Source organism: Sporosarcina sp. P17b (assembly GCF_002743115.1).
GTDB classification, from domain to species: Bacteria; Bacillota; Bacilli; order Bacillales_A; family Planococcaceae; genus Sporosarcina; species Sporosarcina ureae_C.
Genome location: NZ_PDYP01000005.1, coordinates 33059 through 53619 on the forward strand (window position 1 = coordinate 33059; position 20561 = coordinate 53619).

21 protein-coding genes and 4 pseudogenes are annotated in these 20561 nt (G+C 41.3%); 21 read left to right on the plus strand and 4 right to left on the minus strand.

Annotated elements, in window-relative coordinates:
• Positions 1–146 precede the first annotated feature (146 nt).
• Positions 147–764 (minus strand): recombinase family protein, encoded by a 618-nt coding sequence (locus CSV76_RS07430; RefSeq protein ID WP_099625155.1) that lies wholly within the window; start codon positions 762–764, stop codon positions 147–149.
• A 332-nt stretch (positions 765–1096) separates the two neighbouring features.
• Between CSV76_RS07430 and CSV76_RS07435 the strand changes: the two genes are divergently transcribed.
• The 4 genes from CSV76_RS07435 (at position 1097) to CSV76_RS07450 (ending at position 3394) form a co-directional block, all read left to right on the plus strand.
• Positions 1097–1513 carry a hypothetical protein gene (locus CSV76_RS07435; protein WP_099625156.1) on the plus strand — a complete coding sequence of 139 codons (417 nt, stop codon included), beginning with the start codon at positions 1097–1099 and terminating at the stop codon, positions 1511–1513.
• A gap of 119 nt (positions 1514–1632) precedes the next feature.
• Complete coding sequence (locus CSV76_RS07440; RefSeq protein WP_233204432.1) at positions 1633–2091, plus strand: hypothetical protein; 459 nt, start codon at positions 1633–1635, stop codon at positions 2089–2091.
• A 139-nt stretch (positions 2092–2230) separates the two neighbouring features.
• Positions 2231–2710 carry a hypothetical protein gene (locus CSV76_RS07445; RefSeq protein ID WP_099625158.1) on the plus strand — a complete coding sequence of 160 codons (480 nt, stop codon included), beginning with the start codon at positions 2231–2233 and terminating at the stop codon, positions 2708–2710.
• A 147-nt stretch (positions 2711–2857) separates the two neighbouring features.
• Entirely contained in the window at positions 2858–3394 is a 537-nt protein-coding gene (locus CSV76_RS07450; RefSeq protein ID WP_099625159.1) for an SMI1/KNR4 family protein, read from the plus strand.
• 102 nt (positions 3395–3496) lie between these two features.
• On the opposite strand, the gene CSV76_RS07455 is transcribed toward CSV76_RS07450, so the two are convergent.
• Positions 3497–4762, minus strand: a complete 1266-nt coding sequence (locus CSV76_RS07455) for an ATP-binding protein (protein ID WP_099625160.1) — start codon at positions 4760–4762, stop codon at positions 3497–3499.
• 60 nt (positions 4763–4822) lie between these two features.
• Positions 4823–5173: a rhodanese-like domain-containing protein gene (locus tag CSV76_RS07460; RefSeq protein ID WP_369823308.1), complete on the minus strand. Its 351-nt coding sequence runs from the start codon at positions 5171–5173 to the stop codon at positions 4823–4825.
• Positions 5174–5354: 181 nt separating this feature from the next.
• On the opposite strand from CSV76_RS07460, the gene CSV76_RS07465 reads away from it, so the two are divergent.
• The 5 genes and pseudogenes from CSV76_RS07465 to CSV76_RS07485 all read left to right on the plus strand — a co-directional run bounded on the left by CSV76_RS07465 (position 5355) and on the right by CSV76_RS07485 (position 11222).
• Positions 5355–6188, plus strand: a complete 834-nt coding sequence (locus CSV76_RS07465; protein WP_099625161.1) for a lipoate--protein ligase family protein — start codon at positions 5355–5357, stop codon at positions 6186–6188.
• A 163-nt stretch (positions 6189–6351) separates the two neighbouring features.
• Positions 6352–7146 (plus strand): annotated as a pseudogene (locus CSV76_RS07470) (ribonucleotide reductase N-terminal alpha domain-containing protein); the annotation flags it as partial.
• Between the two features lie 330 nt (positions 7147–7476).
• Positions 7477–8142 (plus strand): annotated as a pseudogene (locus CSV76_RS07475) (vitamin B12-dependent ribonucleotide reductase); the annotation flags it as partial.
• 240 nt (positions 8143–8382) lie between these two features.
• Positions 8383–9501 (plus strand): annotated as a pseudogene (locus CSV76_RS07480) (vitamin B12-dependent ribonucleotide reductase); the annotation flags it as partial.
• 296 nt (positions 9502–9797) lie between these two features.
• A pseudogene (locus CSV76_RS07485) lies at positions 9798–11222 on the plus strand (carbon starvation CstA family protein).
• Positions 11223–11316: 94 nt separating this feature from the next.
• Here the strand turns inward: CSV76_RS07485 and CSV76_RS07490 are convergent.
• Positions 11317–12306, minus strand: a complete 990-nt coding sequence (locus CSV76_RS07490; RefSeq protein WP_099625164.1) for a DUF1385 domain-containing protein — start codon at positions 12304–12306, stop codon at positions 11317–11319.
• A 122-nt stretch (positions 12307–12428) separates the two neighbouring features.
• On the opposite strand from CSV76_RS07490, the gene CSV76_RS07495 reads away from it, so the two are divergent.
• The 12 genes from CSV76_RS07495 (at position 12429) to accC (ending at position 20561) form a co-directional block, all read left to right on the plus strand.
• Positions 12429–12854 carry a hypothetical protein gene (locus CSV76_RS07495; RefSeq protein WP_085426095.1) on the plus strand — a complete coding sequence of 142 codons (426 nt, stop codon included), beginning with the start codon at positions 12429–12431 and terminating at the stop codon, positions 12852–12854.
• A gap of 70 nt (positions 12855–12924) precedes the next feature.
• Positions 12925–13371: a type II 3-dehydroquinate dehydratase gene (gene aroQ, locus CSV76_RS07500; protein ID WP_099625165.1), complete on the plus strand. Its 447-nt coding sequence runs from the start codon at positions 12925–12927 to the stop codon at positions 13369–13371.
• A complete protein-coding gene (locus tag CSV76_RS07505) occupies positions 13365–14426 on the plus strand; it encodes a M24 family metallopeptidase (RefSeq protein WP_199173047.1) in 1062 nt (353 codons plus the stop codon). The genes aroQ and CSV76_RS07505 overlap by 7 nt, the downstream gene beginning before the upstream one ends.
• 24 nt (positions 14427–14450) lie before the next feature.
• Positions 14451–15008, plus strand: a complete 558-nt coding sequence (gene efp / locus CSV76_RS07510; protein ID WP_085426098.1) for an elongation factor P — start codon at positions 14451–14453, stop codon at positions 15006–15008.
• Between the two features lie 706 nt (positions 15009–15714).
• Positions 15715–15924 carry a hypothetical protein gene (locus CSV76_RS07520; RefSeq protein ID WP_029054553.1) on the plus strand — a complete coding sequence of 70 codons (210 nt, stop codon included), beginning with the start codon at positions 15715–15717 and terminating at the stop codon, positions 15922–15924.
• Positions 15925–16302: a stage III sporulation AC/AD family protein gene (locus CSV76_RS07525; protein WP_085426100.1), complete on the plus strand. Its 378-nt coding sequence runs from the start codon at positions 15925–15927 to the stop codon at positions 16300–16302. It abuts the gene before it with no gap.
• A 35-nt stretch (positions 16303–16337) separates the two neighbouring features.
• Positions 16338–17237, plus strand: coding sequence for a stage III sporulation protein AE (locus CSV76_RS07530; protein WP_158232677.1), 900 nt, complete (start codon positions 16338–16340; stop codon positions 17235–17237).
• Positions 17238–17246: 9 nt separating this feature from the next.
• Entirely contained in the window at positions 17247–17414 is a 168-nt protein-coding gene (locus CSV76_RS17260; protein WP_157129904.1) for a hypothetical protein, read from the plus strand.
• Positions 17415–17478: 64 nt separating this feature from the next.
• Positions 17479–17901 (plus strand): hypothetical protein, encoded by a 423-nt coding sequence (locus tag CSV76_RS07535; RefSeq protein ID WP_099625167.1) that lies wholly within the window; start codon positions 17479–17481, stop codon positions 17899–17901.
• Positions 17888–18439 carry a SpoIIIAH-like family protein gene (locus tag CSV76_RS07540; protein WP_085426103.1) on the plus strand — a complete coding sequence of 184 codons (552 nt, stop codon included), beginning with the start codon at positions 17888–17890 and terminating at the stop codon, positions 18437–18439. The genes CSV76_RS07535 and CSV76_RS07540 overlap by 14 nt, the downstream gene beginning before the upstream one ends.
• A 270-nt stretch (positions 18440–18709) precedes the next feature.
• Positions 18710–19201, plus strand: coding sequence for an acetyl-CoA carboxylase biotin carboxyl carrier protein (accB, locus tag CSV76_RS07545; RefSeq protein WP_085426104.1), 492 nt, complete (start codon positions 18710–18712; stop codon positions 19199–19201).
• 13 nt (positions 19202–19214) lie between these two features.
• Positions 19215–20561, plus strand: a complete 1347-nt coding sequence (accC, locus tag CSV76_RS07550) for an acetyl-CoA carboxylase biotin carboxylase subunit (protein WP_085426105.1) — start codon at positions 19215–19217, stop codon at positions 20559–20561.

The window sequence follows — 20561 nt, forward strand, 5'->3', positions numbered from 1 at the left end:
ATTGAAAATCAAGTAGTGAGAGTGTCCTATCCGATTTTTTAGCGGTGGGGCACTTCTTTTATAATGGCTTTGTTAAGGGTTATACATTTCATGGTACTAAAAGATATATACGGGTATGGTAAAGGAGGTTTTAAGAGTTTCTTCTATTATAATCTGCTCGATGTTTCTTCTTCGAGTGTTTTTACCAATTTATAAAAGCTAGTCTTTTTAACTCCAGATTCCCTCATAGCTTCCACAGCTGTTATTTCTCCAGCTTTCCATTTCCTGTAAACCGCTTTAAACTCTTCTGAAACAAGAATTTTAGGTCTTCCAAATTGAACCCCATTTTGCAACGCCAAATCAATTCCTTCACGCTGCCGTTTCCGGATGCGTTCTCGTTCCTCTTCAGCCATCCAGGAAAGGATTTGCAAAACTAAATCCGCAATAAAAGTTCCCATGCTGTCTTTGTATTGCGTCGTATCGAGTAACGGCATATCCATTACAACAATATCGGCTTCGATGTTCTTCGTCAGGTCATTCCATTCCTGTAGGATTTCTTCTTTGTTCCGACCAAACCGATCCAGCGAATGGATATACAATATGTCACCTTTTCGGATAATCCGTTTAAGCAATTGATAGTTTACACGTTCAAAGTTCTTTCCGCTTTGCTTATCCAAATAGATATCACGTTCGTTAATATCTAACTTTTTCATAGCTTCCAATTGCCGACCTTCATTTTGATCTTTGCTGCTAACGCGTATGTAACCCAATTTGCGATGCTCCATAATTCACCTCGAAAAAGATTCTTTCCTTATATTATACCTGAAAATTGTTCGTATAAGTGTATGTAAATTAATGAACGTTCGCAAAGTGTTTTGATACATTTATGAACATTATTTTCGCTGTTTTTTAATCCATTTCAACCCGTTCGTTAAAGTGTACTTTTACGAACTCTGTTATTTCATTTGCGTTTTTAAGTGAAATACATTGGTGGGAAACAATGGGATATACAATTGCTTATGCTATAATTATTTATGTGAAGTAGTGAATATTCAGTAAGAAGTATCTTACGCAAACGGGCCAGATTGGTGAAATGCAAGTGTAAGGGGGCAAAGCATTGGGTGATTATACATTAGAACGAATTATAATAATTGGTGTTTTGTTTTTATTAACAATAGCAGCAGCAGTTTTTACGAAGAAGAAAAGAAAAGTTGCCATAGGACTAATTATTGTTGTGTTAGCTGGTTACTTATTATTCTTTTTTGTTCGAGGACAAATACTTGAAAATGAGTATAAACAATCGATAGAGGTAGTTAATGAATATCTACAAAGTCAATTCCCTGAAGAAGAATGGACCGTGATAGATAGATTAGAAAAAGGACAAAAGCGAAGAAGCAATAAAGTAGATATTGTATTTGAGAATGAAAAAGAAGTTATCTACACCTATAAAAAAACGGATAATAATCAAGTTGTACAATGGGAAGTAAACATCGGAGAAAAAAATATTGATGAATTAAAACACAATCAAGAGTGAGTATTTATATTTTAGTGGGAGGTTGATCGTTTTCAGCAATCGGGCGCGATTGTTATACAAGCGATTGCGTCTGTACTGCAATCGGGCCAAATTCATTAATTATTAAAAATGCAATTGAGGTGGGTTATATAAATTCCAATTATAGATGTTTTATTGATATCCGTTTCAGTGGTGGGGATATTCAGTTTGACGTTTCGAGTGACACGCAGTTATTTAGTTTTAAATCAGGTATAGGGTTCATAGCAATACCTAATTTCTTCCTAACGCTTGCCTCTTTATATAAAGGTGAAATTAGTGAAGCGAGAATAGATTGTGATGGAAACTTTGATTACTATATATTTTCCAGTGATCGGAAAATGCTTTTTATTGAACATCATGGTCATTATCCAGAGGGAATATTTAATTATGAATTCAATCTTAAAGATTATATCCTGGCTATTTGTACAGGGTTTCAAGAGTATCTGCAAGAACTTGAGAGAGAAGGAATATTACCTTTGAAAAATCAAGAATTTGCTCATCCATTAGGTGATGATGTATTAAACGCATTTCATGATTTCTCATCACTTTTAAGTAGTTAATTATATAAATCTATTTACGTGGTTCAATAAATGGGCGCGTTCATGAATTTAGGGTTCCCCTTCAAATGAACACGGTTAGTTTAATTAGGAATGGAGAATATATGTAACTAGGATAACATTGGGTGATAGGAGTGATTGTTTGAAAAAGTTCCGTGGAAAAAGACGATACTTTCGTAATTTATCGAGAGAAGTTGCAATAGAAGCCTATAATTTACAATGTGATAAAGATGCGTGGTTTGATTTATGGCATAGCCATCTCGATTTTTCTGGATATGGAAACCATAGTTTGAGGATAAGAAGAAAGCACATTCAAGCGCATATAGCTTTATATAAAAATATTTTAAAAAAGCTTGAAACCTTTGAAAAACCCTATCAGTCTTGGGTTCATATTGACGATAAAGACGCTGGTGTGGATGCAATCTTTATTCATACACCAAATCCAAACGAAGATAATTTTCCTCTTAAAGTAGAAAGTTTAAACTGGAATTGCACAATCCCAACCTTTTTCCAAGATTTAATTAATACAGAAGATTTTATTGTTGGACAATATAAATCTCGATCTGAAGGAGGTTACATTATCCAGTCGAGAACCCAGGGTAATAGACTGAATTCCAATTGAACTAACGGGTGCGATTGCTTTATAAGCAATTTCGTCTATATCGCAATCTGGCCATTTTCATATATATGCAACTTTTTCTTTGTCTTAACGACTAACCTTTAAAAGGGGGAGAAAAAATGAAGAAAATATATTTATGGGGGTAATAATTTGCACTTTATTACTAAATCTTTAGATACACTAAAGAACCGATTAGGTAAAAATGGAGAAATCTTAATTTACGGAGAAAAAGGTAATTATTACGAAGGAATATGCTCATTTGATTTATCTGCAGAAGATAATGAAATATTGTACTTAGAAAAAGAAAACGGTATAAAATTGCCAGAAGACTATCGAATGCTCTTAAATTATAGTAATGGAATAAAATTATTCCAAGTGGTAATGGATAATATAAATATCGGTGGTGGACTTGAGCTTTTTTCTTTGAATGAAATTCAAGAAAATGCAGGAAATGTCCAACATCCATACTTACCAATAGGATACCTATCTGAAAATTATCTATCTATCAATATGGAGTGCGTTAAAAACAATCAACCTAACTATTTGTACCACTGTAGTTTTTTAGAAGCTATACCTCTAAATTTAAATTTGGAACTTTTTGTAGATAGATATATTATTTCACAAGGTTCTAATTTTTGGGATTGGCCAATATATACAGCTGATAATTTCTATAAGTTCGATGAATAATTTATATCATTTAAGACTGCCTCCAGTGAAAATGGAGAAAGTCTTATTTTTTATTACTAACACTAAACTGATTACTAGTAAAGGCGACATGTTTTATGTGTTTCAATACCCAATCGTCGAATCCGTTTCCCAATCATGCCGTGTAGCTTGTCTGTGCTGTTTTTGCAATTGGCGAATACGTTCTTCGTATTGAATAGTTGCTTCATAATGATAGGTAAGCGCGATTGACATATATAATTCGTTCAGCTGCGATACCGAAAGACCTTTCGTTTGTTTTGCTATTTCCTCAACTTGGGCAATGGAGAGGATTTTTTTGCGGTCCAGCTTTTCAATGTATTGCTTGCGTACTGTTTCTGTCGGAGATTTGATTTCATACGTGCTGTCAAAGCGGCCTGCGCGATTGATGAGTGCAGGGTCGATACGTTCGGGATAATTGGTCGTGCCGATGATGAACAGGCCGTCACGGACATGTACGCCGTCGAGGATGTTCAAAAATGTGCTTCTCATATGTTCCGGCATCGAGTCGATGTCTTCAATCACGAGAATGGCAGGCGCTAAACGTTCGACGGTATTAAATACTTCCTGAACTGAATGGCTGCCGGTGTATTCTGTAATTTGCCAGTAGACGACAGGTGCGTCGGTTGTTCCCGTAATCGAGCGAACGAGCGTTGTTTTACCGTTACCAGGCGAGCCGTATAATAATATTCCGCGCTTATAAGGTAGACCGTATTCTTTAAAAAATGCGCCTCCATCTCGGAAGAATTCATCGATCGAACGGAATAGATCATTTTTTAAATCTTCATCCAGTAAGACGTCGCTACGTTCGATTTGTGTGCCTGCCGCATATGTCTTTTTCTCCATACCTTCTTCGGTGTCCACCAAATACGTAATATTCGACTTCATCGCGTTCCGCTGTAATTGATTGAGTGACTCGATGAATTCTTTTACATGAGTGGCGGATGGGGCGAATACGGTATGTTCCGACCAGGTGGAGCCAGTTGCCACGTAATAGCTGATGTTGGCGATGGCGATTTCATGTTCAGGAAAGTAGATTAACTGATTGTCGATCGTGTCAGCACTCTGTAACGAAAATGCATTGGCGTCAGGGTCTTGCTGGATTTTTTGAGTCGGAAGCGTCGGGTATATGTGACTGAGTGACTCGAATGGCAATTGCTTGCGTTGGATCAGCTCTGGCAACATCGTTTCAGTGTATGAAGCGAATTCATCGACTTGGATGATTTGCCAGTCTGCAGGTGAACGCTGTTGAAGTGTGTCGAGTATGGCTTCAATGACGACACCATAATATTGATAGTGTGTCAGTTTTTCGTATTGTGTAGGGTGAAGAGGAACTAAAAATTCTGGTTTCATTACGTAACACTCTCCTTATAAATAAGTAGATCCCCCTTAAAAAAGGAGGATCCATGATGATTATTTTGTTTTAATTTTTCCTGACCATTGCTTGAAACCACCGCGAAGTTGATAGATCTCCGTGCATCCTTTTTTCTTAAGGAACAATGCAGCACGGCCCGTACGGCTTGTGTTTTGATCGTAAAGATAAACCGGCTTATCGGGACGAATTTCTTTATAGCGCTGTGAAAACTGTGTGAATGGGATATTACGAGCGCCTAAAATATGTCCTGCGTCAAAATCTTTCGGTTCGCGCACATCGATTAATTGTGCTTTACGATATCCTTGAATAAATTCTTCTTGTGTTAAAGTAGTCAATGCTTTTCCGACCCGTATGTATGTGATGACAAAATACAAGATGACCGCGAGCACAGCTGCCCCTAAAACATAGTAATTTAAATAACTCAACAAACTTCCTCCTTCATCAATATCTCTATTATAAAGATTATCTAGCATCAGTTCAATCCTAATGATAAAATGAAAGGCGTTATTGTTTTTTTCATTGACGAATTCCTATACTATTAGTGAAGTATGAATACGAAGGAGAATGAATATGACAAAATCCATATGGCATTACGTGGACTCTGGAAAATGCAGTCCATCCTTCAATATGGCACTGGATGAAGCGCTTCTCGACTTACATAGTCGCGGAGAAATCGGTCCGGTTCTGCGTTTTTATGAATGGAAACCTGCTACATTATCGATTGGCTATTTCCAGCAGATAAAAAAAGATATCGATATGGAAAAAGTAAAAGAATTAGGACTCGGTTTCGTCCGCAGACCTACAGGGGGCCGTGGTGTCCTGCATGAACATGAACTTACATACAGTGTCATTGTCAGCGAAGAATATGAAGGTATGCCTGAAACCGTAACGGAAGCGTATCGCGTCATATCGGGCGGATTGCTCGAAGGGTTCCGTAACTTGGGACTGCAGGCAGAGTTTTCGATTCCTGACAAAGAGGTAACAGAACAGCTACGCAGTCCTAAAAGTGGTGTGTGTTTTGATGCACCAAGCTGGTATGAGTTGGTCGTCGAAGGAAAGAAAGTGGCGGGCAGCGCACAAACACGTCAAAAAGGTGTCATTTTACAACACGGGGCTATTTTGATGAGTTTAGATGTCGATAAATTGACATCGATCTTCACCTATTCATCTCCTGCACTGAAAGAACGTGTCCGCAGAACGTTACCAGATCGTGCGATTGCGATTGATCGTTTGACCGATCGTGACATTTCAGTGAATGAATGCAAAGAGGCCTTTTCAAGAGGGTTTGAAAAATCCCTTGATATTTCATTGGAACCACTGGAATTAACCGCTGAACACCTTGCATTGGTTCACAAGATTGAGAAGGAAAAGTATGCGAATGATGACTGGAATTACAAAAAATAAAATTGGTGCTTTGGTTTTATTTTTTTGGGCAAAATGGTATGACATCAACGATTTTAGAATTCTGATGAAAACTGTCGATTGATATACCATTCAATATGTAGTAGATTATTTAATAAGACAAACACTATATGTTGTGTTTGATGCTGTAGAAGGAGGATGTTATATGGTTACGATGTCGAAACAAGGCGAGCCATCTTTGAACAAACAACAACTGAATGAGTACATTGCAAATTTCCCTCAAGTGCACCCGATTACAGATGATATGAAGTTGACTCACAGTGGGGTATCACGTCTGGTGATGATCGATCGATATTCATTTAAGGATATGGAAAAGAAGACATTGAAAGAAGGCGATTTCGTCGTTCTGACAGTGAGAGAAGATCCGAAGTTTCCGGCACGAGGGTTAGGCTATATTACGAAGCTCGACCTAGAGAACAACAAAGCGGATATTTGGATTGAGGAAGAGTATCGTTCATCCATCGAAGATATGGACGCTCAATCTAAAGGAATTATTACGCGTCCACTCGATGTGCTTGAAAAACCTCTTGAAGTGTTTTATGAGCAGATCGCGAAACGTAATGCGACAGGTCTTGCTTCTGTTGAGAAAACGGAAGATCGACGCACACAGTCGTATAACATGTTTTATGATCAGTTGAGCGCAATGAACTTCATTCCGGCGGGTCGTGTGCTGTATGGTGCAGGGTCAGATACGGATGTTACGTTCTTCAACTGTTACGTTATGCCGTTTGTTCCCGATTCACGCGAAGGAATTTCCGATCACCGCAAGCAAGTGATGGAGATCATGAGTCGTGGTGGCGGTGTAGGAACGAATGGTTCGACATTGCGTCCACGCAACACATTGGCGCGCGGTGTCAACGGTAAATCATCCGGTTCGGTTTCATGGCTTGATGATATTGCGAAGCTGACTCATTTGGTTGAGCAGGGCGGATCAAGACGTGGTAAAGAGAAGTGCCTCGTCTATAAATAAACCTCGTGAATTGCTGGGAACTCTTATGACTTGTTGGCTACAACGTGACTGGAAACGGTGAGCGTGAATGCTTGAAAACAACAAGTGGTTAAAGACAATCAGCAGCCAAGCCTCTAAGACGTTAGTTATGAGGAAGGTTCAACGACCATCGAAAGCATGCGAACAGCAGAAGCGAGTAGAGTAGGGTTCAAGCGAACTCCAAGTGCGAGGACATCTGTGGAAGGTGTAAGATATGGTCTGAACTCTATGGTGACATAGAGAGTTGATGTAGCGCATCAACGTAACGAAATGGCTCAAATGATAATGTTATCCAACTGGCACCCGGACATTTATGAATTCATCATTTCCAAGATGCAAAATCCGCGAATTTTGCGTTATTTGATCGAAAACACAGAAGATGAAATGATTAAGAAGCTGGCACATGAAAAATTGAATTTCAAACCATTGACAGCACAAGAAGAAGCGATGTATCAAGGTGTTGCAAATTATAAAGAAATCCCCGGTCAAGGTGGATTCAACGCAGCGATCATTCGCGACGCGGAGTTGAAACTCCAAGATGGCGGAACGTATACTGTTCATAATCCAGAATTCCTGACAGGCGCGAATATTTCCGTCACATTAACGGATGATTTCATGAAAGCGGTGGAAGAGAACGCGGAGTATGACTTGCGCTTCCCAGCAGTCGAAAATTATTCACCTGAACAAATGAAACACTATAACGAACAATGGCATGAAGTCGGCGATGTTCGCGAATGGGAACGTCAAGGACATGAAGTGCGTGTCTATCGTACGATCAAAGCCCGTGCATTATGGGATTTAATTAATATCTGTGCTACGTATTCAGCAGAACCTGGCATTTTCTTTATTGATAATGCTAATAATGAAACGAATGCGAAAGCTTACGGACAGCAAGTTGTAGCAACGAATCCGTGTGGTGGACTTCGCCTCACGTTAAAAATTGCGGGATGAAGCGGGAAAGCTGAGAAATAGTATAATTTATTGTACTTGCCAATCCGAACCGAAGGCTGGAAGTAAAATTCTAGTCAGGGGCAACGCATACCTGGTGATCCTGATCGATATTGATCAGACTATAATCCAGGCACGAGACCGCAACACTGTATGAAAGAAACAGTGAAAATGTATGCTGAACTTACAGGAAGACAACTGTAAGAACTAGAGGATAAAAAGCCTTTAGGATAACAACTGGAACAACCACTTGCACCATATTCCGTCTGTAACTTAGCTGCTGTGAACCTAGCTGAAATGACAGACAAAGAAACTAAAACAGTGAACTTTAAGAAGTTGATAGAAACAGTTAAAACCGGTGTACGTATGCAGGATAACGTCATCGACGCGACGCCGTATTTCCTTGAAGACAATAAAGTACAAGCCCTTGGCGAACGCCGTGTGGGACTTGGGGTTATGGGACTTGCCGATCTTCACATCTATTGTGAGAAAACATACGGCTCCGCTGAAGGAAATCAATTAGTGGAAGAAGTATTTGAAACTATTGCAACCACTGCTTATCGTGAATCGATCGAATTAGCGAAAGAAAAGGGAAGTTTCCCATTCTTGATCGGTAAAACAGATGAAGAAACGAAAGCATTGCGTCACGCGTTTATCAATTCGGGCTTCATGAAACGCATGCCTGAAGATATCCGTGAAGCGATTCTTGAACATGGTATTAGAAATTCCCATTTACTTACAGTTGCACCTACGGGATCTACAGGAACCATGGTAGGTGTTAGTACAGGTCTTGAACCATATTTTTCATTCACATATTACCGCAGTGGCCGTCTAGGGAAGTTCATCGAAGTAAAAGCAGAAATCGTGGAAGAGTATTTGCAAGCTAATCCAGATGCAGATCCGAATAACTTACCTGATTGGTTTATTTCTTCAATGGAACTAGCACCAGAAGCACATGCGGATGTACAATGTATCATTCAACGCTGGATTGACAGCTCTATCTCTAAAACTGTTAACGCGCCGCGCGGTTACACAGTGAAGCAGGTTGAGAGTGTCTATGAGAGATTGTATAAAGGCGGAGCGAAAGGCGGTACAGTATACGTCGACGGTAGCCGTGATTCACAAGTACTCACCCTAAAAGCGGAAGATAATATCCCCGACACAGGAGAAGAAGTCGAAGTGGCGGAACAGCCAAAAGTTGTGCTCGTCAATACGATTCAGGCACTGCGTTCTACAAATGTTACGATCGGTTCCGAAGTGGGCGATACATGCCCAGTTTGCCGACAAGGCACAGTAGAAGAAATTGGTGGATGTAACACATGTACGAATTGCCAAGCGCAATTAAAGTGTGGATTATAAATATATAATAGCGACCCCCAAGTGCATGTATAGCACTTAGGGGTTTTTTCAATATAATAATAACGATAAGTACTTTAGACTTGATATTTCTCTTTGCCTGTATAATTACTTACGCATACAACCCACAGTGCATAAGCGAATTATTGATACATATTTAACTACTTTCTAGAAAAATTAGATAAATCCATTAATCTGTATTGATAAAATATTCTATAATGAATACTAAGATATCAAATAATCTGAGTATTCATTATAGAATCAGATCATTACATAGCAGACGAGAAAGAAGGGGTTTCATGCTGACGTTTTTATCATCCATCGTCTTGTTAATTGTAGGTTACCTGACGTATTCAAAAGTAGTAGAAAAGGCATTTGTAATTGATGATGCTAGAAAAACGCCTGCGTACTCGCAGGAAGACGGAATGGATTATGTACCGATGAGTTGGTGGAAAGGTTGGCTGATCCAGCTACTCAACATTGCAGGGCTAGGTCCTATTTTCGGAGCGATTGCAGGTGCATTATAAGGTCCGGTCGCATTTATTTGGATCGTGTTCGGTAGTATTTTTGCAGGTGCTCTGCATGATTATTTCTCGGGTATGTTGTCCTTGAAGCATGGGGGCGCACAATTCCCTAGAATTGTAGGAGAGTATTTGGGAGATATCGCAAGGCGCTTCATCAATGTTATTTCCATCGTCTTAATGGTTCTTGTAGCAGCCGCTTTTACAGCAGGGCCTGCTCAACTTATTTCATCTATTACACCGCTATCATTTATCGTGTCACTCATACTAATATTTGGTTATTTTGTCTTGGCTGCTATTTTGCCTATCAATAAAATTATTGGACGTTTGTATCCGGTATTCGGCGTAGTGTTAATCGTCATGGCCGTCGGAATCGGTGGGGCGTTATTGTTCGGACCGGAGAAAATACCGAATCTGACATTACAAAACTTACATCCAGGCGAATTACCGATTTGGCCGTTACTAATGGTCACCATTTCTTGCGGTGCTATTTCTGGTTTCCACTGTACACAGAGTCCAATAGTTTCACGTACGATGAAAAAGGAATCGGAAGGGCGTAAAGTCTTTTACGGTGCGATGATTGCTGAAGGCGTTATTGCGATGGTGTGGGCTGCGGCAGGTATGACGTTCTTTGGAGGCACGTCCGGATTACAAGGCGCGTTGGCTGCAGGTGGTCCAGCAGGTGCTGTCAATGAAATCTCTAGTACTTTGCTCGGTTCATTTGGAGGGTTATTAGCTATATTAGGTGTTATCATTTTACCGATTACAACAGGCGATACAGCACTACGTTCAGCGCGTATGATCTTTACGGAAGCGACTTCCAAGTGGTTGAATCCCGATAAAAAGTGGGTCATTCTTGCATCTACGCTGTTGTTGGGTGTTCCGATGTTCTATCTTTCTACTATTGATTACTCCTTCTTATGGCGTTATGTAGGCGGAACAAACCAGTTAGTGGCAGCTGTTATGCTTTGGACCGCCACTTCCTACTTAATAAGAGAGAAACGGTCTCATTGGATTGCAGGTATTCCTGCGATGTTCATGACCGCAGTTGTCGTGACGTACTGGATGTATGCCCCTGAAGGACTGCACTTAGGTTACGGTTTATCAGTAAGTACGGGAATCATAGTATCCGTTGCGATTGGGGTGTTTTATGCACTGAAAGTAATCGAATCCAAACGACTACCAGCGTTTGTAAGTGAATAACGAAAAGGACTCTCAGCATTCGTGCTAAGAGTCCTTTTTGTGTTTTAACTAGACAAAGCCCCAAATGCATAACGCATTCGGGGCTTGTTTTCACTTATGAAAGAAGAGGTTTTGGCTCATTTGCTTCTTCTACTTCTACAGCAGCTTCAGGGTTTAGCACTCCAACTCCATGCTCTTCGACTTCCAGTAACTTTTCGAATGAAGCAATGGCAACTTCGACTTGCTTGTCGTCAGGCTCTTTTGTTGTCAGTAATTGCAACCAAAGTCCGGGATAACCTAGATAACGAAGTACCGGTACGTTACGCACGGCATTCGTTAACTGCAATACTTCAAATGACACGCCAAGTACTACAGGAATCAATAAAATCCGGTTCAGAACACGTAACCAAAGCGGATCAGTCGGAACTAGGAAGTAGATGAACATGCCGACAATCACTGTGAAGAGAATGAAACTACTCCCGCATCGGTAATGTAAACGAGATTGCGATTGCACGTTTTCTACTGTCATTTCCATATTGCTTTCGTAGTTATTGATGACTTTGTGTTCCGCTCCGTGATACTGGAAAACACGTTTGATAAGCGGTGTCAGTGAAATCAATCCAATATAGGTCAGCAACAAGAATAGCTTGAAAAAACTTTCAATCATGATTTGCGCTGTTTTACCAGGTGCTACAGATTGGAATAACTCTGCTAAGAAAACCGGAACGAGAGTAAAGACGAATTTACCAAATATAAATGATAAAACGCCGACTGCTGCTACTCCGAGAATCATCACAAGTTTCGACGTCTCTTCTTCTTTCGCATGATCCTCTTCTTCGCCAGGCATCACGTCGTAGCGATCACTCGCAAACGTCAAATGCTTGGAACCATTTCCAGCGGATTCAATCAATGCAACAATTCCACGGATTAAAGGGATTTTCTTTAATTTAGTACGAACAGGATGTGATTCTCTCGGTACGTGGTAGTACTCGATCGTATCATCTTTACGGCGAATTGCAGTGACCGTATCCTTCTTTCCACCGAACATTACACCTTCTATAAGTGCTTGACCTCCGTATGCTGGAGGAGTTTTCTGTTGGCTCATAACATACCCACACTTTCTGTCGTAAGAAACGATATTCCTATTGTACTAAAAAAACTGAAGTTGCACCATTGAGATGTTTAAAAATATGTAAATAACCCGACACTGGAAGGGGAGGTATTGTCATGAAAATTACATCAACACATGTTTGGACAGCTGTCATGGCGGCTGTACTAGCTATCATCTCATTAAAATTTCTTAAAGTGTTTAAATTTATAAAATGGTCGCCGATCGGCTGGACTAAGAAATTTCATATGTTTGCAACCTATCCTAGTTGGCTTAAATGGATAATATTGTGGGCAATCTGCTTTTTGCTATTTTTTATTTTATACTATCTCGCACGTCTAACGTTCAAGATTCCGCCCTCGGTGTCTTCATTAATCATCACGGTCATTGCGATTATTTTTATTGAATGGATGATTCACGTAAAAGCGGATTTGACGATGACACAGTTCATTAAAAAAATATCGATTCCGTTTGCTTGTCTGTTTGCGATGATCTTCCGTTTCGTGATAGGAACGTCTGTCTACATGAAAAAAACATTTGGTTAGAACGGTATTAGTTTGTCCCGCTACCTCGTTGTGCTAAAATAGGAAAGAAAAATGAGTGGGAGGGGATTAAGTGGAGCTGTTACTCTTAAATGGTCCAAATTTAAACCGGCTGGGCAAGAGAGAACCGGATATTTACGGTGCGGAAACATTAGCGGATATAGAAAGCCGAATCGAGCGTCTAGCGAATGAGTCAGATGTTACGCTTTCGTGTTTCCAATCCAATATTGAAGGTGAGCTAATCAATCGAATTCACGATGCAGGCGATCAAGAAATTGATGGCATCATCTTTAATCCGGGCGCGTTTACACATTACAGCATTGCGCTGCGTGACGCGATCGCATCGATTTCTGTTCCGGTAATTGAAGTTCATATCTCGAATATACATACTCGTGAAGAGTTTCGGCACACCTCTGTCATTGCGCCTGTCGCGGCAGGACAGCTTTGCGGCTTTGGAACCGCGGGCTATGATCTCGCTTTCCAAGCGTTCTTGTTACAACGAGAGGAGAGAAAATCTTGAAAATAGAGAAATTAAGAAAGTTATTGGAAGAACAGCAACTCGATGCATTATTCATCACGAACTCATACAACCTTCGTTATATGACCGATTTCACGGGATCAGCGGGAACTGCCATCATTTCAAAAGATGACGCAGTATTCATTACAGATTTCCGTTATATGGCGCAGGCCAATGACCAACTAACAGGGTATCGAATCGTCCAACACACGGAAACGATGATTCACGAAGTTGCGAATCAAGTGAAAGAAATGAAAATCGATACACTGGGCTTCGAGAAAGAAGACCTTAGTTATAGCCAGTTTGAGATGTATGATAAGCAAGTTGAGGCAAAACTAGTGCCTGTCGCTGGATTAGTAGAGAAGTTGCGTTTGATTAAAAATCCTGAAGAAATAGAAGTGCTCAAGCAAGCGGCAGCGATTGCAGACGCAGCATTTGTCTATATTTGTTCAGTCATCCAAGCGGGTAAAACAGAGCTTGAAATCGCCAATGAACTAGAATTCTTCATGCGCAAACAAGGCGCGACTTCTTCTTCATTTGACATAATTGTTGCTTCAGGCGAAAGAGGGGCTTTACCACATGGGGTTGCTTCTGATAAAGTGATTGAGACTGGTGATTTAGTTACAATGGATTACGGTGCCCTCTATAATGGGTATATCTCTGACATCACAAGAACAGTTGCGATCGGCGAACCTTCTGCTAAACTTCGTGAAATTTACGAGGTAACGTTACATGCTCAAGAATTGGGTGTGGAACAGATCAAACCTGGTATGACAGGTATCGAAGCCGATGCAATTACACGCGACTATATTAAGTCCAAAGGTTACGGCGAAGCATTCGGTCATTCAACTGGTCATGGTATCGGAATGGAAGTCCACGAAGCTCCATCGTTATCATTCCGTTCGAATACAGTGCTTGTGCCGAATATGGCCGTAACCGTGGAACCGGGAATTTATCTTCCTGGAATTGGCGGCGTGCGGATCGAAGATGATATACTGATCACAGAAACAGGTAACGAACGTTTGACAAAGTCTACTAAAGAACTGCTTATATTATAATCGGTTAAAAATGGAGGAATACGAATGATTTCAGTAAACGAGTTTCGTACAGGACTAACAATTGAAGTGGATGGAGACATTTGGCGTGTAATGGATTTCCAACACGTAAAACCAGGTAAAGGTGCAGCGTTCGTTCGTTCGAAGTTGCGTAATCTTCGCTCAGGTAACGTCAATGAAAAGACATTCCGTGCGGGAGAAAAAGTAGCAAAAGCACAAATTGACAACCGTCGTATGCAGTATTTGTATGCGGATGGCGAGATGCACGTATTCATGGATAATGAGTCATACGAGCAAATCGAACTTTCTGAAAAGCAGTTGGAGTATGAGCTGAAGTTCTTGAAAGAGAATATGGAAGTTCACGTAATTACGTACAAAGAAGAAGTACTTGGTGTTGAGTTGCCAGTGACAGTTACGCTTGAAGTAGCTGAAACAGAGCCTGGTATTAAAGGTGACACAGCTAGTGGTGGTTCGAAGCCAGCGAAAATGGAAACTGGCGTTGTGGTTCAAGTGCCATTCTTCGTTAACCAAGGCGATATGTTGATTATCAACACAGAAGAAGCGGAATACGTTTCCCGCGCGTAAGTAAATAGGTAAAACGAGGATGTCCCAGGAATGGGGCATCCTTTTTTGCGTGGGGATAATTCGCAAGTTAAAAGCACGTGCTTAGGAATAGTGAGTGAATTTGTGAGCGCGAGGGGATGGAAGCTCCAGCTGGCGGACGCTTTCCCATGGGCTCTCGGTGAGCCAACCAGGTCGCAAGCTCCCTTTTGGTTATCTCTCCTTTCGAGCTGATCCTGCGGGAAGAGCCGTAACGAAGGACGGCTTTTGCGAGTACAAGCGAAGCGTTAGGAGCACATCTTTGCACTTCGCCGCCAGCTTCCGCTTCCATCCTACTTTGATAGTGGTAGTACTTATATAAGTCACTGTAGGTAGTATGTGAATTATTGTTTGTTTTAACTTATTTTAATTAATGTACTGAAGTTCAAAATGGATTACAACACTTACTTTAATGACTAAAAAAGTATCACCCACTCGCATTGCAAGGGATTGGCGCGAAGGAGGGGCGACTCCGGGAGGATCAGCGGGACAGGTGAAACACCTTGTGAGCGTAGCGAGCGGTGTGGTTCACCGCCCGCCCTCCGGAAAGCGTCCCCTCCGTAGCGCCAATCCCAACCCCAACACAAACTTCTCCTAATTCTTTCAATCAATAATGACACCTAAACTTTTATACTTTTGCATATCCAACAACCATGTTTCATAGAGTGGACTATGGAGGAGGCGTAGCGGGATGGAACTGAATGATTTATTGCGCATCGCCGGCGTCGGATTGGTGATTGGGGTATTGCACGTATTTTTCGAGCAAACAGGCAAGAAAGAATTCTCGTTTTTCCTGTTTTTCTTGGCCTATCTGTACATCTCGATCGAGCTATTGATGTTCCTCAGAATATTCTTCACGGAGATCACGGAATTCTTTAGCTGGCTATCCATGGCGATGTAAATGGCAGTTCTCTTTCAATTATTTGTCGTGTATCTCTTGCTGCTTCTACTTTCATTTGCTGCACCTGCCTTGCACCCCATTCTGTACACCGCGCTGTTCTTACTCGTCACGGTGTATGTGGTGTTCACGGTACTAGTGCCCTTTGGTTCGACATTGATCGAGTTAACAGAAAAAATGCCGTCGCCTTATGCCACGCTATTAGTAGTCAGTGCAGGTCTGTATTATGTGGCAGAAGTTCTGTCGCTTCAGATGAAGGATGAAGGGTACGGGGCATTTGCGCAGTTGTTTCAGACTAGCATGAAAGTAGTCATCATGACGTTGTGGCTACCGTATATCACGCAATTGATCGAGACGATTCACGCGTTCATTCCTTGGTGAACGAATCCTTACAATACTGAATGGACGAGGCATCTATGCTGAATTTTCTGCAGGAAAGTATCGCCGGTATCATCGGACCATTTTTCTTGTTGCTCATCATGTTGCTCCTAGCATCTCTCGTCGATTTCTTTCTTCCGGCGTTTCAAAAATGGACGAGGTTTCTGTTGCTGATTATGATCTTGGTCTTGCTAATTGAACCAGCGAGGGAGAGTTTTACGCAGATCCAGGTGATCACGCATACGATCGCTTCTTTATTCCTCGGGATGTATCCGTTAATTGCTGCAATGATTTTGGCATCCGGCGCGACGTTTGGCGTCTTGAATTTTCAACCCGCCTTGCTGTTGTTTGCGCAAGGAGCTGTCGTGTTTGCGGATAAGTTTCTGTTGCCAATATTGCTGACGGCGTTATTGTTCGATATCTTCACGCGATTGGTGCCGGAGATTCCGTTCACGAAAATGGCAGATCTACTGCGTACGTCATTGCTTGCAGTCGTTTCTGCGATGGTGGCAGCCTATTCCATCTTCATTACGGCAGGTGGTGCGCTTTCTTGGACGATGAATGGGGCGTTGAATGAACCGCTGAAGGAGTTGATCAAGCAGAATATTCCCGTCATCGGTTCGCTGTTGACGGATACGCTGGGATCGATCGGGCGTTATTCTTCCGGTGCGACGGCGTACATGAGTGTCTGGCTACTTGTATCGATTTGGACGATTGCGCTATTGCCGGCGGTGCGAATTCTTTGTATTGCGTTCTTATTTAGATGGACCGCAGCAATTATCGAACCGTTTTCACAAAAAGAAGTATGTGGGTTACTGGATGATATTGGTCGTACGTTGTTTGTGTTATGTGCCATTTCGTTTTTGCTGACATTCGCTTTCATCTATACGACGATTTTCATTGTGACGTTCATTAAACTCATGACGTTCGGGAAATGAGGCAAGTGTATGGAAGTATTTTTAGTGGGTCTAGCAAACTTGGTAGTGCTTGCGCTGATTATTCAGCTGCTAGCTAGCCAAGAGATGGAAAGAATGATTATTCCTTTGTGTAAAGTAGCGATCGGCATTTGGATTTTGCAATATTTTCTACAGTTCGCAAGTCATAAGTTACTGTGACGCTACATATTATGCAAATGTAGAATTCGTTTTGGTCAAGTCTCGTTGAGATGGTGATGGAACTATGGAAAAGCCCACAGGGAAACCCCGATTGATCATGATCGGTTTGATGGTTATGGTGGTTAGCGTTTTATACATCACCAGTACGGCGAATGTAGGAGGGGAGAAACAGAAAAAAGAAGAGAAACGCATGCTGTCAACACTTGAAGAAACACTTGAACAAATGGAAGGGCTAGGGAAAGTGACGGTTTATTTTCATTATGATGAAAAGGAAGAAGAGAGCCCGTTAGCTAATTACTTCTCAGTTTCATCCGATTCGAAAAACCAATCGCCACTACAGGGGTTGCTTGTCGTAGCGGAAGGGGCAGAAGATCCAGCTGTACGAAACGGACTTTCACAACTCTTAGCCAACGTCCTACAATTGCCTGAACATCGTATCGTCATCGTGGAAATGAAGAAAAGGGGGAATCAACATGAAAGCCAATAAACGAACAGTTTGGTTTTTAACATTACTCAGTCTAGTCGCAGTGATTTCAATCTACTACGTGAAGAATGAATCTCCAATGCCATTTGATGGAATTGCAATCTTCACGAAAGAAACAAAGGACGCAACGAAGTTACTCGAAAAGGAAGGCAAGTCGGAAGAAGTAAAGCCGGTATTTGCTGAATCGTATATTTTCCAGGATATGCGCATGGAGGTTCGCAATGAACGCAGCGAAACCGTGCAGCAGTTGACAGAAAAAATGACGTCCTCTGATTTCTCTGCTGAAGAGAAAAATGAAATTTTCAATGAAATTGCGGATTTAAGAAAAATAAGTTCGACAGAAGCACTGATGGAGATGCAAATTGCTGCGCTTGGTTACCCAGAGGTGTTTGTACGCGGAGAGGGTGATCGCGTCAACGTGACAGTGTTATCGAATGAAAGTCACTCACCGAAAATGGCCGCTGAAATCACACAGTATGTGATGTCGAGTTGGGATGGCGCACAAACTGTAAAAGTAGATTTCGCGGAAACAAAAGAATAATGATAAAAGGAAGTCCATGCGGCTTCCTTTTTTTGTATCTTAAAAAATATCGAACTCATACTATTTTCTATTTTCAGCATATGGGTAAACCGTCTATTCGACAATTGATAACGCATCGACACGATTTTAGTTTAATAGTCATAAAATTTGGAAACTAAACTGTATTTTTCAAGAATAATAGAATAATTTGTGTTTTAGCTATTCCATAATTGCGATAAAACGTCTATCATAGTATACGATAGGTAGAAAAATTAGTTAGGAGAATCAGTTATGTTGAAAATTCAAGAAATCCGCGAAATTATTAAGTTAATTGATCAATCATCCATCCAAAAGTTCACATTTGAATCAGATGGAGGGAAAATTAAACTAGAGAAAAATGATGGACAAGCCGTAACAACGGTTACTGAAGCACCTGCAGCACCGGCTCCAGTTCAGGCTCCAGCAGCACCTGTAGCGGTAGCAGCTCCAACTCCGGCTCCAGCACCTGAAGCGCCAGCAGCTGAAGTAGCGGCAGACGAAACATTACACAAAATTACATCTCCAATGGTTGGAACATACTATCAAGCTGCATCACCTGACGCAGAAGCATACGTTAAAAAAGGTGATAAAGTTACAGCTGAATCCATCGTTTGTATCGTAGAAGCAATGAAATTATTCAACGAAATCGAATCAGAAGTATCTGGTGAAATCGTTGAAATCTTAGTGCAAGACGGTCAACTAGTGGAATACGGACAACCTTTATTCCTTGTTAGAGAAAACTAAGGAGGAGTAACTAATGAAAAAAGTTTTAATTGCAAACCGTGGAGAAATCGCAGTACGGATTATTCGTGCATGTAAAGAAATGGGTATCAAAACTGTTGCTGTCTATTCTGAAGCAGATGCAGAGGCGCTACACGTTCAACTGGCAGACGAAGCAGTTTGTATCGGGCCACGTCTATCAACAGACAGCTATTTAAACTTCTCAAACGTCATCAGTGCTGCAAAAGCAACTGACTGTGACGGAATCCATCCTGGTTATGGTTTCCTTGCAGAGAACGCAAGCTTCGCAGAACTATGTGAAGAAGTAAATATCGAATTCATCGGGCCAACAGCGGCAGCGATTTCGAAAATGGGAACAAAAGATGTAGCGCGTAATACAATGGCGTCTGCAGGTGTTCCGATTGTTCCTGGTTCTGACGGCATCGTGGACGACGCAGATCATGCACTTGAAATCGCAAGAGGTCTTGGATTCCCAGTAATCATCAAAGCAACAGCTGGTGGTGGCGGTAAAGGAATTCGTGTGGCACGTGATGAAGACGAGCTAGTCAAAGGCGTTAAAATCACACAAAAAGAAGCGGCTGCGGCTTTCGGTAACCCAGGCGTTTATATAGAGAAATATATCGAAGTATTCCGTCACGTAGAAGTACAAGTACTTGCAGACAAGTATGGCAATGCGATTCACTTAGGTGAGCGTGATTGTTCTATACAACGCCGTATGCAAAAACTTGTCGAGGAAGCTCCATCTCCTGCGTTGACTCCTGAAATGCGTGCTGAAATGGGTGAAGCGGCTGTTAAAGCAGCTAAAGCTTGTAACTATCGTGGTGCGGGTACTGTAGAATTTATTTTTGATCATATTAATCAAAAGTTCTACTTCATGGAAATGAATACACGAATTCAAGTCGAGCATCCTGTAACAGAAATGATCACGGGAATCGATTTAATTCAACAACAGCTAAAAGTAGCTTCAGGCGAAGAATTAGCATTTAAACAAGAAGATATTAAATTCAATGGCTGGTCAATTGAATGCCGGATCAACGCAGAAAATCCTGAAAAGAATTTCATGCCATCTCCCGGTAAAGTAACGATGTACTTACCACCAGGCGGCTTTGGTGTACGTGTGGATTCAGCAGTATACCCAGGCTACACGATTCCTCCGTTTTACGACTCAATGGTCGCAAAATTGATCGTTCATGCGGATACGCGTGAGCAAGCGGTCGCTCGGATGAAACGTGCATTGGATGAATTCGTAGTAGAAGGCGTCCATACAACGATTCCTTTCCACGCGAATGTAATGGATAACGAAATCTTCCAGTCGGGTGATTTTGATACAAAGTTCTTAGAAAAGTACGACGTCATGAAATAA

Excerpts from the sequence above, each read along its gene's own strand:
- CSV76_RS07430 (WP_099625155.1), bottom strand. The coding sequence starts at position 764 with ATGGAGCATCGCAAATTGGGTTACATACGCGTTAGCAGCAAAGATCAA.
- CSV76_RS07455 (WP_099625160.1), bottom strand. The coding sequence starts at position 4,762 with ATGAAACCAGAATTTTTAGTTCCTCTTCACCCTACACAATACGAAAAA.
- CSV76_RS07465 (WP_099625161.1), top strand. The coding sequence starts at position 5,355 with ATGACAAAATCCATATGGCATTACGTGGACTCTGGAAAATGCAGTCCA.
- CSV76_RS07490 (WP_099625164.1), bottom strand. The coding sequence starts at position 12,306 with ATGAGCCAACAGAAAACTCCTCCAGCATACGGAGGTCAAGCACTTATA.
- CSV76_RS07495 (WP_085426095.1), top strand. The coding sequence starts at position 12,429 with ATGAAAATTACATCAACACATGTTTGGACAGCTGTCATGGCGGCTGTA.
- efp (WP_085426098.1), top strand. The coding sequence starts at position 14,451 with ATGATTTCAGTAAACGAGTTTCGTACAGGACTAACAATTGAAGTGGAT.
- CSV76_RS07520 (WP_029054553.1), top strand. The coding sequence starts at position 15,715 with ATGGAACTGAATGATTTATTGCGCATCGCCGGCGTCGGATTGGTGATT.
- CSV76_RS07525 (WP_085426100.1), top strand. The coding sequence starts at position 15,925 with ATGGCAGTTCTCTTTCAATTATTTGTCGTGTATCTCTTGCTGCTTCTA.
- CSV76_RS07530 (WP_158232677.1), top strand. The coding sequence starts at position 16,338 with ATGCTGAATTTTCTGCAGGAAAGTATCGCCGGTATCATCGGACCATTT.
- CSV76_RS17260 (WP_157129904.1), top strand. The coding sequence starts at position 17,247 with ATGGAAGTATTTTTAGTGGGTCTAGCAAACTTGGTAGTGCTTGCGCTG.
- CSV76_RS07535 (WP_099625167.1), top strand. The coding sequence starts at position 17,479 with ATGGAAAAGCCCACAGGGAAACCCCGATTGATCATGATCGGTTTGATG.
- CSV76_RS07540 (WP_085426103.1), top strand. The coding sequence starts at position 17,888 with ATGAAAGCCAATAAACGAACAGTTTGGTTTTTAACATTACTCAGTCTA.
- accB (WP_085426104.1), top strand. The coding sequence starts at position 18,710 with ATGTTGAAAATTCAAGAAATCCGCGAAATTATTAAGTTAATTGATCAA.
- accC (WP_085426105.1), top strand. The coding sequence starts at position 19,215 with ATGAAAAAAGTTTTAATTGCAAACCGTGGAGAAATCGCAGTACGGATT.